Origin of the sequence: Glycomyces sp. MUSA5-2, from assembly GCF_037034145.1 — a bacterium.
GTDB lineage: Bacteria > Actinomycetota > Actinomycetes > Mycobacteriales > Micromonosporaceae > Glycomyces > Glycomyces artemisiae.
The window spans coordinates 713,566-728,594 of sequence record NZ_JBAGKG010000002.1 but is presented as its reverse complement, the minus strand read 5'-3'; the positions used below and the strand labels follow the sequence as shown (position 1 = coordinate 728,594).

At 69.8% G+C, this 15,029-nt stretch carries 15 protein-coding genes; 6 read left to right on the top strand and 9 right to left on the bottom strand.

Features of this window, described 5'->3' with window-relative positions:
* Nucleotides 1-19: 19 nt before the first annotated feature.
* From cydC to WA640_RS08995, 4 genes are read right to left on the bottom strand one after another with little or no spacing between them, the layout of a single operon-like run.
* Entirely contained in the window at nucleotides 20-1,711 is a 1,692-nt protein-coding gene (cydC, locus tag WA640_RS09010; protein ID WP_335987320.1) for a thiol reductant ABC exporter subunit CydC, read from the bottom strand.
* Nucleotides 1,711-3,411, bottom strand: coding sequence for a thiol reductant ABC exporter subunit CydD (gene cydD, locus WA640_RS09005; protein ID WP_335987319.1), 1,701 nt, complete (start codon nucleotides 3,409-3,411; stop codon nucleotides 1,711-1,713). Before cydD ends, cydC begins: the two co-directional genes overlap by 1 nt.
* Nucleotides 3,408-4,406, bottom strand: coding sequence for a cytochrome d ubiquinol oxidase subunit II (gene cydB / locus WA640_RS09000; protein ID WP_335987318.1), 999 nt, complete (start codon nucleotides 4,404-4,406; stop codon nucleotides 3,408-3,410). The genes cydD and cydB overlap by 4 nt, the downstream gene beginning before the upstream one ends.
* Nucleotides 4,407-4,419: 13 nt before the next feature.
* The gene (locus WA640_RS08995; RefSeq protein WP_335987317.1) at nucleotides 4,420-5,826 is read right to left on the bottom strand and encodes a cytochrome ubiquinol oxidase subunit I; all 1,407 of its coding nucleotides are present in this window, start codon (nucleotides 5,824-5,826) and stop codon (nucleotides 4,420-4,422) included.
* Nucleotides 5,827-6,002: 176 nt separating this feature from the next.
* Between WA640_RS08995 and proC the strand changes: the two genes are divergently transcribed.
* Together proC and WA640_RS08985 are read left to right on the top strand one after the other, a co-directional pair.
* Entirely contained in the window at nucleotides 6,003-6,809 is an 807-nt protein-coding gene (proC, locus tag WA640_RS08990; RefSeq protein ID WP_335987316.1) for a pyrroline-5-carboxylate reductase, read from the top strand.
* A gap of 66 nt (nucleotides 6,810-6,875) precedes the next feature.
* Nucleotides 6,876-7,319, top strand: coding sequence for a GNAT family N-acetyltransferase (locus WA640_RS08985; RefSeq protein ID WP_335987315.1), 444 nt, complete (start codon nucleotides 6,876-6,878; stop codon nucleotides 7,317-7,319).
* 67 nt (nucleotides 7,320-7,386) lie between these two features.
* Here the strand turns inward: WA640_RS08985 and WA640_RS08980 are convergent, their stop codons facing one another.
* The 5 genes from WA640_RS08980 to WA640_RS08960 form a co-directional block, all read right to left on the bottom strand.
* Nucleotides 7,387-8,988, bottom strand: a complete 1,602-nt coding sequence (locus tag WA640_RS08980) for an endo-1,4-beta-xylanase (protein WP_335987314.1) — start codon at nucleotides 8,986-8,988, stop codon at nucleotides 7,387-7,389.
* Nucleotides 8,989-9,234: 246 nt separating this feature from the next.
* Nucleotides 9,235-9,717: a bacterioferritin gene (gene bfr, locus WA640_RS08975; protein WP_106364449.1), complete on the bottom strand. Its 483-nt coding sequence runs from the start codon at nucleotides 9,715-9,717 to the stop codon at nucleotides 9,235-9,237.
* 163 nt (nucleotides 9,718-9,880) lie between these two features.
* The gene (locus tag WA640_RS08970) at nucleotides 9,881-10,066 is read right to left on the bottom strand and encodes a (2Fe-2S)-binding protein (protein WP_106364448.1); all 186 of its coding nucleotides are present in this window, start codon (nucleotides 10,064-10,066) and stop codon (nucleotides 9,881-9,883) included.
* Nucleotides 10,067-10,152: 86 nt separating this feature from the next.
* Nucleotides 10,153-11,163 (bottom strand): threonine aldolase family protein, encoded by a 1,011-nt coding sequence (locus tag WA640_RS08965; RefSeq protein ID WP_442904721.1) that lies wholly within the window; start codon nucleotides 11,161-11,163, stop codon nucleotides 10,153-10,155.
* Between the two features lie 44 nt (nucleotides 11,164-11,207).
* Nucleotides 11,208-12,218, bottom strand: coding sequence for a TY-Chap domain-containing protein (locus WA640_RS08960; RefSeq protein WP_106364447.1), 1,011 nt, complete (start codon nucleotides 12,216-12,218; stop codon nucleotides 11,208-11,210).
* 125 nt (nucleotides 12,219-12,343) lie between these two features.
* Here WA640_RS08960 and WA640_RS08955 point away from each other — a divergent pair, with 125 nt between their 5' ends.
* The 4 genes from WA640_RS08955 (at nucleotide 12,344) to WA640_RS08940 (ending at nucleotide 14,950) form a co-directional block, all read left to right on the top strand.
* Nucleotides 12,344-13,015, top strand: coding sequence for a DUF3159 domain-containing protein (locus WA640_RS08955; RefSeq protein ID WP_335987312.1), 672 nt, complete (start codon nucleotides 12,344-12,346; stop codon nucleotides 13,013-13,015).
* Nucleotides 13,016-13,119: 104 nt separating this feature from the next.
* Nucleotides 13,120-13,833: a Crp/Fnr family transcriptional regulator gene (locus WA640_RS08950; protein ID WP_335987311.1), complete on the top strand. Its 714-nt coding sequence runs from the start codon at nucleotides 13,120-13,122 to the stop codon at nucleotides 13,831-13,833.
* 30 nt (nucleotides 13,834-13,863) lie between these two features.
* Nucleotides 13,864-14,394 carry a hypothetical protein gene (locus WA640_RS08945; RefSeq protein ID WP_335987310.1) on the top strand — a complete coding sequence of 177 codons (531 nt, stop codon included), beginning with the start codon at nucleotides 13,864-13,866 and terminating at the stop codon, nucleotides 14,392-14,394.
* Nucleotides 14,395-14,452: 58 nt separating this feature from the next.
* Nucleotides 14,453-14,950, top strand: coding sequence for a Pycsar system effector family protein (locus tag WA640_RS08940; RefSeq protein WP_335987559.1), 498 nt, complete (start codon nucleotides 14,453-14,455; stop codon nucleotides 14,948-14,950).
* Nucleotides 14,951-15,029 lie beyond the last annotated feature (79 nt).

Sequence of the window (15,029 nt, the reverse complement as noted above, 5' to 3'; positions counted from 1 at the left end):
GGAGTACCGTTCCGGGAGTCTACCCACGTGGAGCCAGGTCCAAAAGCGCACTGAGCGGCGCGTCACGCGGCGCGGGCACCGGCGGGCGCAGGTGCACGGTCCGGTCGACGACGCCGTCGGGCAGGGGGCGGTGGGTGATGATCACGGCGGTCTTGCCTTCAAGAGCGGCCGCGGCCGTGCGGAGTACGCGTTCGGCGGTGGCCGAATCGAGGTGGGCGTCGAACTCGTCGAGGACGAGGACCTCGCGGTCGGCGAGGAGGCAGCGGGCGAGGGCGATGCGGCCGCGCTCGCCGCCGGAGACGGTCCGGCCGTGCTCCCCGAGCGGGGTCTGGAGGCCCAGCTCCAGGCCGTCGAACCAGTCGCGGAGCCCGGCCCAGCGCAGGGCCCGGACCAGTTCGTCGTCAGTCGCATTGGTGCGGGCGAGGCGCAGGTTCTCGGCGAGTGTGGTGTCGAACACGTGGGCGTCTTGGGAGCAGAGGCCGACGGTGCGGCGCACGTCGTCGCCGTCGTATTCGGCGAGTTCGACACCGCCGAAGCGCAGCGACCCCTCGTACGGCAGGAAGCCCATGAGGGCCGCGGCGAGCGTGGACTTCCCGGACCCGGAGGGGCCCATGACGGCGACGCGCTCGCCGGGCTGGATCTTGAGGTTGAACCCTTCGAGGGCGGGCCGGTCGGCGCCGGGCCAGGTGACGGTGAGGTTCTTGATCTCGATGTAGGGCGGCCCGCCGAGCGGGTTGGGCTCGAAGTCCATGGGCTCTGCGGGGTCGGGCCGCGGCTCGGGCTCGCGGGTGATCTCGACGAGGCGGCGGCCGCTCTCCTTGGCGGCGGCGGTCTGCTGCGCGGCGGCGGGGAGGGCGAGGACGGGCTCGAACGCGGCGAGCGGGACGAGCGCGAGGCACGCGAGGAGGACGCCGTCGAGGGTCCCGTCGGCGACGGCGGGGATGCCGGTCCACAGGGCGCCGGTGACGGCGGCGGCCATGGCGAGGAGCCCGGCCGCGTGGCCGAGTCCGGCGCTCCAGGCGATGCGGGCGTGGGCGCGGCGCAGGCGCTCGTCGCCGTCGAGGGCGCGTTCGAGCGCGACGGCGTCGGTCCCTGCGGCGACGAGCTCTTCGCGGCCGTGGAGGCAGGCGCGCACGTTCTCGGTGAGGTCGCCGCGTTCGGCGGCGGTGGCGCGCAGCGCGTACCGGGCGGACCAGGACGCGAGCGCGGGCCCGGCGAGGGCCGCGGCGAGGAGCGCGAGGGCGAGGATCGCCCCGGCGGCGGGGAGGATCGCGGACTGGATCACGACGGCCGCGGCGGCGGTGATGACGGCGGCGGCGAGCGGGAGCGTGCCGCGCAGCCACCGGTCGCCGGTGCCGTCGACGTCGTCGACGAGGCGGGCCTGGAGGTCGCCGGAGCGCCACACGGGGAGCCCGGCGGGCGCGAGGCGCACGAGCTTGCGCCACACGGCGACGCGGAGGCGTTCGAGGCCGCGGAAGGCCGCGTCGTGGGAGACGAGGCGCTCGGCGTAGCGCAGGACGCCGCGGCCGATCCCGAAGGCGCGCACCGAGGTGATGGCGACCATCAGGTACAGGATCGGGGGCTGCTCCCAGGCGCGGGAGATGAGGTAGGCGGAGACGGCGAGGAGGCCGAGCGCGGAGAGCTGCGCGAGGGACCCGAGGACGGCGCCGAGGCCGAGCCTCAGCGCGATCGTGTTGGGGCGCTTGGCCATTACCAGTCCACCTCTCGGTCGGCGATCGCGCGCACCGCGTCGCGGTGGGAGGCGATCAGGACGGTGCGGTTCTCGCGGTACGGCTCGAACGATTCGAGGACGGCCCGCTCGGTGTCGGCGTCGAGGTGCGCGGTCGGCTCGTCGAGGAGGAGCACGGGCGTGTCGAGGAGGTCGGCGCGGAGCAGGAGCCGCGCGAGGCCGACGCGGGCGGCCTCGCCCGCGGAGAGCCCGGCGCCGCTGGCGGCGACGCGGCGGCGCCCGTCAGGGGCGTGCGCGGCCGCGATGGCCTTGGCGACGGCCGGGTCGGAGGGCTCGTAGGGGACGGCGAGGCGCACGTTGTCGGCGACGGTGCCGTCGATGAGGACGGGTTTCTGCGGGAGCCACGCGACGGAGCGGCGGATCGCTTCGAGGTCGAGGCGGGTGAGGTCGGTGCCGTCGAACGCGATCGAGCCGCCGACGGGCCGCCGGAAGCCGAGGAGCGCGGCGAGCAGTGTGGACTTCCCGGCGCCGGAGCGGGCGGTGAGGACGGTGGTCTGCGCGGCGGGGACCGTCAGGCTCAGCTCCGGGAGCGGGTCGCGGCCCGGGTAGGCGAAGACGGTGCGGCGGAACATGATCGTGGGCGCGCGGCGCAGCGGCGGCGCGATGTGCGGGGCGCTGGGGAGCGCGGCGGCGCCGGTCTGCGGGGCCTCCGGGGCGGGTTCGGCGCCGGGCTCGGGGGCCTCGGCGAGGATGCCGAAGACCTGCTCGGCGGCGGCGAGCCCTTCGGCGCTGGCGTGGTAGTGGGCGCCGACGTTGCGCAGCGGCAGGTACGCCTCGGGCGCGAGGATGAGGACCAGCAGCGCGGTCTGGAGCCCGGCGGCCCCGGCGAGGCCGCCCTCCACGAGCTGGACGCCGACGGTGACGGCGACGATCGCGACCGAGAGGGACGCGGCGAGTTCGAGGACGAGCGCGGAGCAGAACGCCACGCGCAGCAGCGACATCGAGCGGCGCCGGTACTCCCCCGTGGTCGCCTCGATGGCGCCTGCCTGCTTGGCGGCGCGGCCGAAGGCCTTCAGGGTGGGGAGCCCGGCGACGAGGTCGGCGAAGTGGTGCGCGAGCGCGGAGGTGGACGCCCACTGGCGTTCGGCGCGGGCCTTCGTGTAGCGGCCGATGAGGATGCCGAACAAGGGGATCAGCGGCAGCGTCAGGAGCACGATGAGCGCGGCGGGCGGGTAGGCGACGACCATGACGGCCAGGACGCCGACGGGGACGATCGCGGCGAGCACGAGCTGCGGCAGGTACCGCGCGAAGTACGCGTCGAGGGCGTCGACGCCGCGGACGAGGAGGTTCGCGGTCTCCCCGGTGTGGCGCGTGCCCGAAGGGAGGTGCATGAGCTTGTCGAGGGCCTGGCGGCGCAGGCCGGACTTGACGCCCGCGGCGGCGCGGTGCGCGGCGGCCTCCTGCACAGAGGCGAGGAGCGCGCGGGCGCCGAGGACCGCGGCGAGGCCGATGAGTTCCGGTGCGAGCGAGGCGAGGTCGCGGCCTCCGGCGAAGGCCCCGGCGATGAGGGAGGCGATGAGCCAGGCCCCGGCGATCACGCACGCGGTCTGGGCGAGCCCGAGCCCGGCGCACACGCCGATGTAGACGGTGGCGCCCTTCGCGCGGTGGAGCAGGCGGCGGTCGAACGCGCCGGTGTCGGGTTTCGGGGCGAGCTGGGTCATGCGACCGGGATCCTCTCGACGGCGACGCGCTTGCGGAAGACCCAGTAGGTCCAGCCCTGGTAGAGCAGCACGATCGGCAGGAACACGATCGCGGCCCAGGTCATGATGCCGAGGGTCTTCTGCGTGGCGGCCGCGTTCTCGTGCGTCAGGCTGTTGGCGGCGTCTGATGTGGACGGCAGGACGTCGGGCCACAGGGCGCAGAACAGTGCCGCGGAGGCGAGCCCGATCGTGAGCGCGGTGGCGGCGAACGCCCAGCCGCTGCGGCCCTTGAAGTCGAGGGCCAGGCCCGCGAGGAGCGCGAGCACGGCGACGACGATGAGGACCAGCGACGCGGCGTTGCCGTGGGCGATCTGGGTCCACAGCAGGAACGCCAGCGCGGGGACCGCGGTGGCGACGCCGAGTTTGAGGCCGAGGGCGCGGGCGCGGTCGCTGAGGGCGCCGGTGGTGCGCAGGTGCAGGAAGTACGCGCCGTGCGTGGCGAACAGGAGCAGCATCGTGAGGCCGCCGAGGAGCGCGTATCCGTTGAGCAGGGACCAGAAGGAGCCGGTGTAGTCGAAGTTCGCGTCGAGGGGCACGCCGCGCACGAGGTTGGCGACGACCATGCCCCACAGGAACGCGGCGAGCGCGGACCCGGCGGTGAGGCACCGGTCCCAGCCGCGTCGCCACCGGTCGGTGTCGCCCTTGCCGCGGTACTCGAACGCGACGCCGCGGACGATGAGCGCGAGGAGGATCAGGAAGAACAGCAGGTAGAACCCGGAGAACAGGCTGGCGTACCAGTGCGGGAACGCCGCGAACATGGCGCCGCCGGCGGTGATGAGCCAGACTTCGTTGCCGTCCCAGACCGGCCCGATCGTGTTGATCATGGCGCGGCGCTCGCGCTCCTCGCGGCCGAGGACGGGCATGAGGATGCCGACGCCGAAGTCGAACCCTTCGAGGACGAAGTAGCCGGTGAAGAGCACGGCTACGGCGATGAACCAGATGGTCGTCAGTTCCATTGGGCGTCCTCGGCTAGTAGGCGAAGGCCATCGGCTTGTCGGGGTCGTCGGAGGGGCTCGACGTGGACATCGCGAGCTCCTCGGCGGGCGGGCCCGCCTTCGCGAACTTGAAGAACAGCTTCACGGCGATGACGGCGAGGATCAGGTACACGAGCGTGAACCCGATGAGCGAGGTCGCGACGGTGGCTGCGCCGACGCGCGGCGACACGGCCTCGCTGGTCTGGTAGAGGCTGAACACGACCCATGGCTGGCGTCCCATCTCGGTGAAGATCCACCCGGAGCTGTTGGCGAGGAACGGGGTCAGGGCCATCCACATGGCGATGGGCCAGAACAGGCGGTGCTCGGGCAGGCGCCCGCGGCGGGTGAACCACCAGACGATGACGGCCATCGCCATGGCGAGGAGCCCGAAGCCGATCATGAACCGGAAGGACCAGTAGGTGAGCGGGATGTACGGCACGTAGTCGCCGGGCCCGAAGATCTCGTTGTACTGGGCGTTCAGGTCGTTGATGCCCTGCACGGTGCCGCTGAAGGAGCCGGTGGCGAGGAACGACAGGAGCCCGGGGATCTCGATGATCGGGGTGCCGTGGCGCCCGTCGAGGGACCCGATGGTGAGCACGGAGAACGGCGCGTTCGAGGTGGTCTGGTAGAGCGCTTCGGCGGCGGCCATCTTCATCGGCTGCGTCGAGGTCATGACCTTCGAGAGCGAGTCGCCCGAGAGGATCAGGCCGAGCCCGCCGACGAGGGTGGTCATGACGCCCAGGCGCATCGCGGGCCGGTGCACGTCGAGGTCGCGGCGGTGCATGAAGTGGTAGCCGGAGACGGCGACGACGACGACCCCGGCGGTGAGCCAGGACGCGAACACGGTGTGCGGGAACGCGGCGAGCGCGACGGGGTTGGAGAGGACCGCGCCGAAGTCGGTGAGCTCGGCGCGTCCGGCGGTCTCGTTGAGCTGGTAGCCGACCGGGTTCTGCATGAACGCGTTGGCGGCGAGGATGAAGTACGCGGAGGCCATGGTGCCGAAGGCGACCAGCCAGATCGAGGCGAGGTGCAGGCCGGGCTTGAGGCGGTCCCAGCCGAAGATCCACACGCCGATGAACGTCGATTCGAGGAAGAACGCCACGAGCGCCTCGAACGCGAGGGGCGCGCCGAACACGTCGCCGACGAACCGCGAGTACGCCGACCAGTTCATGCCGAACTGGAACTCCTGGACGATGCCGGTGACCACGCCCATGGCGATGTTGATGAGGAAGAGCTTCCCCCAGAACTTGGTGGCGCGCAGGTACACCGTCTTGCCGGTGGAGCGCCACATGGTCTGGAGGATCGCCACCAGGAGCGAGAGCCCGATGGTGACGGGCACGAAGAGGAAGTGGTAGACGGTCGTGACGCCGAACTGGATCCGCGCCAAGTCGAGAACGTCCATAACGCCCCAATCGCCCTGAGTGCCTGAGTCCGATTATCGTGGCAGCTCGGCCGGACCAAGGTGACGAAACGCGCAATACATCTACTTTTCGCATTATCGGGCACCACGACCGGGCGGCCGTTCCCCGTGAGGCGAGGCACAATCGATGGGCAGTCCGGAACGCGGGAGGAGCGGTGATGCGGAGAGTCGCGGTACTGGGAGCGGGGAAGATGGGGCAGGCCATCGTGTCGGGCCTGCTGCGCGCGGGGTGGTCGGCCGAAGCGGTCACAGCCACGGCCCGCAGCGCCGAGCGCGCGGCCGCGCTGCGCGAGCAGTACGGCGTGCGCGTCGAGCCGAACGCGGCGGCCGTGGCCGACGCCGACGTCGTCGTGGTCGCCGTGAAGCCGCAGGACGCGGGAGCGCTCCTCGACGAGCTGTCGGGCGCGTTCCGCGCGGACACGCCGCTGGTGAGCATCTGCGCGGGCCTTCCCGTGGCGTTCTTCGAGAAGCGCCTGCCCGACGCGACGCCAGTGGTGCGGGCGATGCCGAACACCCCGGCGCTCGTCGACGAGGCGATGACGGTCCTCTCCCCCGGCACCCACGCCGACGCGCGGTGCCTCGCGGCGGTCGAAGAGCTGTTCAAGCCGCTCGGGCGCACCCTGGTCGTGGACGAGAAGCACCAGGACGCGGTCACCGCGATCTCCGGCTCGGGCCCGGCGTACTTCTACTACCTCGCCGAGGCGATGACCGAGGCGGGCGTCCTCATGGGACTGCCGCGCGAGGTCTCGAAGGAGCTGGTGACGCAGACGGCCCTGGGCGCGGCCCGGATGCTCCGCGAGAGCGGCGACTCCCCCGTGGCGCTGCGCGAGGCCGTCGAGTCCCCGGCGGGGACGACGATCAGCGCGGTGCGCCAGTTGGAGAACCACCGGGCCAGGTCCGCGGTGACGGACGCGATCGAGGCGGCGCGGGACCGGGCGCGCGAGATCGCCGACGAATACGCCTAGAGCGCCTAGAGCACAGTTGCAGAAGCGTCCAACCGCTCGAACTGGAACGCTGCTCTAATGGCGGGTATGCGTGAAATTCGACAGGGCCGCTTCGGCGAACTCGACGGGCCCACCGTGTTCGCCCTGGCCAGACTCCGGCAGTCCGTGTTCGTGGTCGAGCAGGAATGCCCGTATCCGGACCTCGACGGCCACGACACCGCCGCGGCGACCGTCCACTTCTGGGCCGCGGGCGACGCACCGGGCGAGGCCGTGGCGTGCCTGCGGCTCCTCCACGACGGCGCGAACCTGCGGATCGGCCGCGTCTGCTGCGTCCCGGAAGAGCGCGGCACGGGCCTGAGCGGCCGGCTCATGACTGCGGCCCTCGACCTCGCGGGCCCGGAGGCGGACGTGGTGCTCGACTCGCAGACCTACGCGGCGGGCTTCTACCGCAAGTACGGGTTCGTCGAGGACGGCGAGGAGTACGTGGAGGACGGCATCCCGCACGTCCCGATGCGGCGCGCGGGCAAATGACGCCGCGGCGCGGGTCCGGGAGCGGGGCCCCGGATCTGAATGCCCCGCTCCCGGACGTCTCGGTTCCCTACTCCGGCTGGCCTTCCAGCTTCGAAGGGTCGACGACGCCCCAGTAGGCGGCCTTCGCCTGGAGGCGGTCGTCGAAGAACAGGGGCGCCTCGTGCGGGCGCGGCACGGGCCAGGTCCGCAGCCACGAGACCGCGTCGTACAGGCCCCACATCGTCACCGATTCGAGGTGGCGGGAGCGGGCGCGCAGCACGTCGAACAGCTCCTTGTAGTACCAGCCCTGCGCGACCAGCCGCTCGGGCGGCGTCGCCGGCAGGGACTCCTCCATGTAGTCGGAGACGGACACGTCGAGCTCGGTGACGGTCTGGAGCACCCGCAGGCGCCGGAACGCGTCGATCGACTCGCCGAGGAGCTGCGGGTCGCGCTTGTAGTCGACGTGGGCCTGGTGGCCGATCCCGTCGATGGGGACGCGCCTGCGCTTGAGGTCCTGCACGAGGTTGTAGACGGCCTCGCGCTTGTCGGGGAACTCGGTGTTGTAGTCGTTGAGGAAGAGCTTCACCTTGCGCGGGAAGACCCGGCGGGCGATCTTGAAGGCCTCGCCGATGTACGAGCCGCCGCCGAAGACCTCGTACCAGCGCGAGCGGCGCAGCCCGTCGGCCTGCTCGGGGTCGACCACCTCGTTGACGACGTCCCAGGCCCACACGCGGTCGCCGTAGTGCGCGGCGAGCGCGGTCGCGTGGGCCTCGAAGCGGGCGAGCAGGAGCGCCCGGTGCTCGGGGGTGCTCTGGAGCGGGTTCCCGTCGGCGTCCTGGAACCACCAGGCCGGGGTCTGGTTGTGCCACAGGAGGGTGTGGCCCCAGATGCGCATCCCGTTGGCCTCGGCGAAGTCGACGATCTGGTCGGCCCTGGAGAAGTCGAAGACCCCTTCGGTCGGCTGGATCGCGTCGGGCTTCATCTGGTTGCCGGTGGTGACCTGCGCGAAGTGCTTCGCGAGGAGTTCGGCGGGCTTGCCGACGACCTCGCGCGGCTCGACGGCGCAGCCGATCGGGAAGTCGCATTCGAGGACGTCTTTGAGCGGCGGCAGGTCCTGGATCTCGGGCTCCTCGATGCGGGTGAGCGTGAAGTTGTCGACCAGGACCGGCGTGAGGCTCGACGCGGACTCGACGTAGAACTGGAGCTGGCCGGCGGCCTGGGTGATCGAGTACGTGCCGGTGAACTCGGTCCAGGCGTCGGGGGTGACCGCGGTGTTCCACGTGACCGACTCGTAGGCGGTCGATCCGGCGGCGTCGCGCTGCACGGTGGTGCGCAGGTCGGCGGCCTCGGTGCCCGAGGGCAGGCGCATAAGGACCCGCAGCTGGTAGCGGACGCCGACCTCGATGTGGGCCGTGACGTCGATGGCGGCGCCGTTCCAGGTGGCGGTGCGGCCCTCCACGAGGAGGTTCCCGTCGGCGTTCACCGAGAGGGCGACCGCGCCGCGGGCGTACCAGCCCTCGGTGGTGCCGGTCGAGAAGTCGGTGGACAGCAGCAGGTCGTCGGCGTGCGCTGGGCTCGCGAACGCGAGCGGGAGCACGGCGGCGCCGCTCGCGACCGCCGCACCGGCGAGGACGGTGCGGCGGGTGGGGTTCTGGAAGTCGGGGTCGCGGTGAGGGGAGGGATGCGGCATGGACGCTCCTTTGCGAAGTGAGGGGTCGCCGCGGCCGGAGTCGTGGAGTGCCGGCCCGCGACTGCACGCTCAGCATAGCCTGGTTCCGAAAGTTTCGGAAACTTCCATTCAAAGTATTGATATGTTACGATCCTCTCGTCGGCGCTGTCAAGGCGGCGACCTACCACTGTGGTGGAGATGTGAGGGGCTCTGCCGCAAGAAGAAAGGGGGCCGGCGAAAGCCGGCCCCCTCCAAGTGCTCGTATCCCTACGCCTCTTCGGGCTGCTCGATGAGGCTCTGGATGTACAGCGCCTCGCCGATCTTCTCCAGGATCTCCAGCTGCGTGTCCAGGTAGTCGATGTGGTGCTCCTCGTCCTTGAGGATCGACTCGAACAGGTCGCGCGAGACGTAATCCTTGACCGACTCCATGTGCTCGATGCCGCGCTTGAGGCGGTCGATCGCCTCGACCTCGATGAGGCGGTCGCACTCGAAGATCTCCTTGATGGAGGTGCCGATGCGCAGCGGGAACAGGCGCTGGTAGTTCGGCATGCCGTCGAGGAAGAGGATCCGGTCGGTCAGGATCTCGGCGTGGCGCATCTCGTCCATGGACTCGGCGCGGGTGTACTTCGCCAGCTTCGCGTAGCCCCAGTTCTCCTGGAGCTTGTAGTGCAGGAAGTACTGGTTGATCGCGGTGAGCTCCGCGGTCAGCTGCTCGTTGAGGAATTCGATGACCTTCTTGTCGCCCTGCATCGGCGGTGTCCTTCCCGGTCGTCCAGTGGCCCGGTCGGCGACCGGTGGCCCCAGACTAGGCCCAGGTCGGGGCCCAAATCCAGCCAGGAATACCTAAAATAGGACAACCTATCCTAACGGAGGGGCGCCTAAAGGGACGGGAAAATACGGATACGGCGGGCGCTCAGGCGGCCGCGGGCGCGGCGTCCGTGAAGTAGCTCTCGATCATGTCCTGGAGGCGGTCGTGGCACGTGCCGCAGCTTGTGCCCGCGTCGCACGCCTCGCCGATGGCCTCTTCGGTGCGCGCGCCGGCGCGGATGCAGTCGCGGACCTCGTTCTCGTGGACCGCGTGGCAGATGCAGGCGTACACGCACCGACCTCCGGCAGGTTAGGCAGGACTAATAAAGGCATGCCTAACCTACCTACTGACCGCACGATCGGCAACCGTCCGTTCGGTCACTTGCCCAGCAGCGTGCCCAGGACCTTCACCGCGTGCTCGATCCCGGCGTCGTCCACGTCCAGGTGCGTGAGCATCCGGCCCCAGTCCGCGCCGAGCACGGAGATCTTCACGCCCTGGTCCGCCGCGGCCGCGGCGACCTTGGCGATCTCGGGGATGCGCACGAGCACGATGTTGGTCTCCACCTGCGCCGCGTCGCAGATCCCGAACGGCTCCAGCGACCGCGCCAGGTGCTGCGCGCGGGCGTGGTCCTCCGTGAGGCGGTCGATGTGGTTCGCCAGCGCGTAGCTCCCGGCCGCGGCGAGGAACCCGGCCTGGCGCATGCCGCCGCCGAGGCGCTTGCGGATGACGCGGGCGCGCTGGGCGCGCTCGGCGTCGGTGATGAGGAGCGAGCCGACGGGCGCGCCGAGGCCCTTGGAGAGGCACACGGAGACGGTGTCGAAGAGGCGGCCGTAGTCGGCGAAGGGGGTGCCGGTGGCGGCGTGGGCGTTCCAGATGCGGGCGCCGTCGAGGTGGAGGCCGAGGCCGTAGGCGTCGGCGAGGTCCTTGAGGCGCCGCAGCTCCTCGATGGGCTGGATCGTGCCGCCGCCGATGTTGTGGGTGTTCTCGACGGCGATGGCGCGGGTGACGGTGACGTAGGGGTTGGGCCGGTTGATGAGCGGCTCGATGAGGTCGGCGTCGACGCGGCCGTGCTCACCGGCCCAGGTGCGGGTGGAGATCCCGCCGAGCGCGGCGGCGGCGCCCATCTCGAAGTTGACGACGTGCGCCTTGACGTCGGCGAGCAGTTCCTCGCCGGGGCGGACGAGGAGTTGCAGGCCGATCTGGTTGGCCATGGACCCGGTCGGGGTGAACACGGCCGCTTCCTTGCCGAACAGGGCGGCGGCTTCGGCTTCGAGGGCGTTCACCGCGGGGTCCTCGCCGTAGACGTCGTCGCCGACGTCGGCGGTGGCCATGGCTTCGAGCATGCCCGGGGTCGGGCGGGTCACGGTGTCGGAACGGAGGTCGACGATCATGATCCGATTCTAGCCGCGCGGCTAGTAGGGTCCGGCCGCCGCTAGTACGGGTTCTCGCCGTTCCCGATGCCGAGGACCGGGAGGTACATGCGCTCGCCGTCGGCGGTGAACCCGTCGTAGACGATGTCGAACAGGTCCTGGATGCCGAAGGCCCGCAGGGCGTCCACCATCATGTGGGCGGCCTGGTTGGTGGCGGTGCGGTCGGTGGAGTTGAACGTGCGCGACCAGTTCGGCTGGGTGCCGCTGGGGGCGCGGAAGCCCATGCTCGGCAGGTTCGAGAGCCCGCCGCGCCAGGCGCCGGAGACCGCGGCGCTGGCCTCGACGCGCAGGCCGTCGTCCACGAATGCGGCGACGTACCTGGCGGACCAGTCGCCGGTGCGCAGGAGGACGGTGCCGGAGGTGTCGACGACGGGGACGTCGGCGGCCATGTCCTGGAGGAGGGAGCTGAGGCGCTCGGTGAACTCGCCCATGTCGTGGCAGGCGGGCTCGGGCGGGCGCGCGCCGGAGCGGGCGTAGGCCGACCAGCCGGAGATGTCGCCCTTGCCGATGGCGTGGGCCTCAAGCTGTTCGAACAGGTCGGGCGAGAGCAGGCGCAGCGTGACGCCGCCGTGGAAGCGGCGCAGGTGCAGTTCGAAGATGAGGCCGTCGCGGTACCAGCGGATCCAGGGCCCGCCGTCGCCGCCGCGGATCTCGGGCGCGCCGAGCTCGGCCATCATGGTCCGCAGGACTTCACGGAAGATCAGGGTGCGGTGGTTCTCGCCTTGGCGGCCCCGCTCGGCGGAGCGCAGGACCATGACCTCGATGGAGTAGAAGTCGGCGCGTCCGGTGACGGGGGTCTGCGGCGGGATCGAGTCGGCGATGGCGTTGCCGGTGTCGTAGCCGGTCTCGGCGCGCCACATGCCGATGTCGACCTCCGCGGAGCGGACCTGCCAGCCGAGGTCGGACATGCCGCGGACGAGGTCGGCCTTGTTCCAGCGGCCGAAGTCGGTTTTTCTGGCACGGCGGAGCAGGTCGACGAGCTGCGTTTCGGTGATCCGATGTGTGCCGAGCATCCGGTACCGTGCCAATCCATCCGTAGTCGAGGCCGCGGGTCCGAGACCCGGCCGGCCACTGCGGTTAGGGTAGCCTTGCCTGAGATACCGGGTCGAGAGGTGAGGGTCGGGAGTTGTCCGATACTGTGCGGCAAGACACGCTCGTCAGCCTACTAGGCGGCAAGCGCGGCGCCTTCGACGCCACCACCCCGCTTGTGGTGTTCGTCCTCACCTGGCTCCTGACCGGGAACTCGATCGCCTGGGCCGCTGGGGCATCCCTCACATCGGCCGCCGCCATCGCGGCCGTGCGCCTCGTCCAGAAGCAGAAGCCGCGGGCCGTGGTCCTCGGCCTCTTGAGCGTCGCGGTCGCCGTCCTCATCGTCCTCTACACCGGACGCGCCCAGGACATCCTGCTCCCCCGCATCGTCTCCAACGCCGCCAGCGCCCTCGTCTGGGCCGGCTTCATCGTCTTCCGCCGCCCCCTCCTCGGCCTCATCGTCGGCGCCCTCCTCGGCCAGCGCACCCACTGGCGCCTCGACCCCGCCCTCCTCCGCGCCTACTCCCTCGCCTCCTGGGCCTGGGTCGCGATGTACACCCTCCGCGTCGCCGTCCTCACCCCCTTCTGGAACGCCGACAGCGACGACCTCGCCGTCATCGGCGGCGGCCTCGCCCAAATCCTCCTCTCCTGGCCCCTCCTCATCCTCTGCCTCCTCACCAGCGGCTGGATAATCAAGGCAACCCTCCCGAAGGACCACCCGGGCCTGAGACACCCGCAGGTCCCGGCCGACGCACCCGCCCCCGAGACGACGGCCTCATAACCCAGTCCCCTTCCGCCCCAAGGGAACCAGATTCAAGTCGGATTCCCGACACTCCGGCGCTTCATTGCCAAGATCCGCTTGTGTGCAGCACTACACTCAACAACATGTCCGGCAACACACAAGCGAGTGGATTCCTCACACAAGAGGAACTCAACCGCCTCCTGCCCGCCGGGCACCCGGTGTCCTATCCGGCTGGAACGATCGTGCTCCGGGAGGGCGACAAGAGCGACTTCGTCCTCTACCTCCACTCGGGCCACATCAAGGCACTTGCAGGAAGACCCAAGGGCATCGTCTACATCTTCGCGCCCGGCAGCATCGCCGGAGAGCTTGCAGTCATCATGGAAAAGCCGCGTTCGGCGGACCTCGTCTGCATCAATGAGGTGGAGGCCCACTTCATACCCGGGCCGATCTGGCTCGAATTCCTCATGACCGAACGGCGAGTGAACCTGGCGATGATGCGGTACCTCGCAAACCGGATCCTCGACAAGGATCAGCCGGAAGTCGAGTCTTTGACGACCAGCGAGTTCAAGGTCGCCCGTGGCATTCTGCGGCTGCTGTCCGCGGGGATGGGCAAGCAGACTCCTCGGGGCATTCTCATCAGCGGCGTGACCCAGCGAGATCTCGGGTCACTGAGCGGCCTCTCGAGGGAGTCCGCTGCACTCGTTTTGAAACGAATGCGTATGGAAGGGATCGTGTCCACTGGAAGAGGTTCCTTGACCATCAAGGACCCCGCGGCGATTGAGCGCTTCCTGCTCAATGAGAAGCAGTCGCCGTTAATCGCCAATGCACGCCATAGCGTGCGGTTCCGATCCCATTGAGCGCGTTCCGATCGAACTAGGAAGAAGCAAGTGGCAATTGCCAGCGGCCTTGCGGAAAACGCCCCTCTCGTGGGGAGAGCCCGTGACGCGAGAACACATGACCGCACTCACGACGGCTGGCAACTCATCGCCCTGGTCCGGAGGCTCATCAGGGACGAAAACTTCGACCCGAAGGACTTCGTCATCGTCGGGAGCGGCCGCCTCGTGCCCACTCAGCACCGGTCGCGGATATCAGATGTGGACCTTGTAGCCAGGGGACAGACCTGGAATCGCGCAAACGAGCTGGTCGAACTCGGCCGCGGCTACAAGGAGTACGCCAAGTTCAGCGGTGCGCTGGTTGTTCGGCTATATGAAGGCCTGGTAGAGGTGTGCGACCACTGGTTCATGGACGGCGCCGAAACCGACGTGCTGATCGAATCAGCGGAGATCCTAGACGGCCTGCCTTACATGCGACTCGATGATCTCGAAGCCTACAAGCGGCAGCTGGACCGTCCCAAAGATCGCCGGGATCTCGCGGTACTGTCGCGTACCTTCCAACGGAGTGTTTTAGGAACTTGGTGAACCCAAGCAGCACCGTGGTTCTGGCACGATCGGAAATGAGCCGCGCACCTTGGAGAAGATGATGCCACCCGCTTTAGCCCCTGCCACCGAGGCCATGGTCGAACTGGTCCAACGCGACATCGACCACTCCCGTCAGATGATCGCCCACGCGGACACCAAAGCCTCTTTCCTCGCCGCGGGTGCAGTCCCCTTTGCGGCCGTGCTGCTCGCAGCGCCCTCACTAACCGACCCTTCCACCGCGGTCAGAGTGGTCGCCTGGGTCGGATCCCTGCTGCTCATCCTTGGAATCGGGTGCCTCGGATCGGTGTTCTGGCCAAGGCTCCCCTCCAGCGACATCGGTATCCGTGCAGGTGCGAATCATTCTGCAAGCGAGGTGGCCGATCGCGCGCGGCTGCTGGCAGGCGACAAGGAGGCCCAGCTGGCGTCCTATTCCAAGGAACAGTCCGTCCTCTCGACTCTGGCACTCGTCAAGTTCCGGTTCCTTCGTGCCGCAATGATCTGCTTCGCGCTTGCCGCCGTGCTGCTGCTCGTAGCGGCGGCAGTGTTCTTGTTCTAGAGGGCGGCGATCGACAAGCGCGGGCTGTCGGGAAATTGCAGGGGACCGATAAGGTTCCCCGTACAGCTCCGCGCTGCGT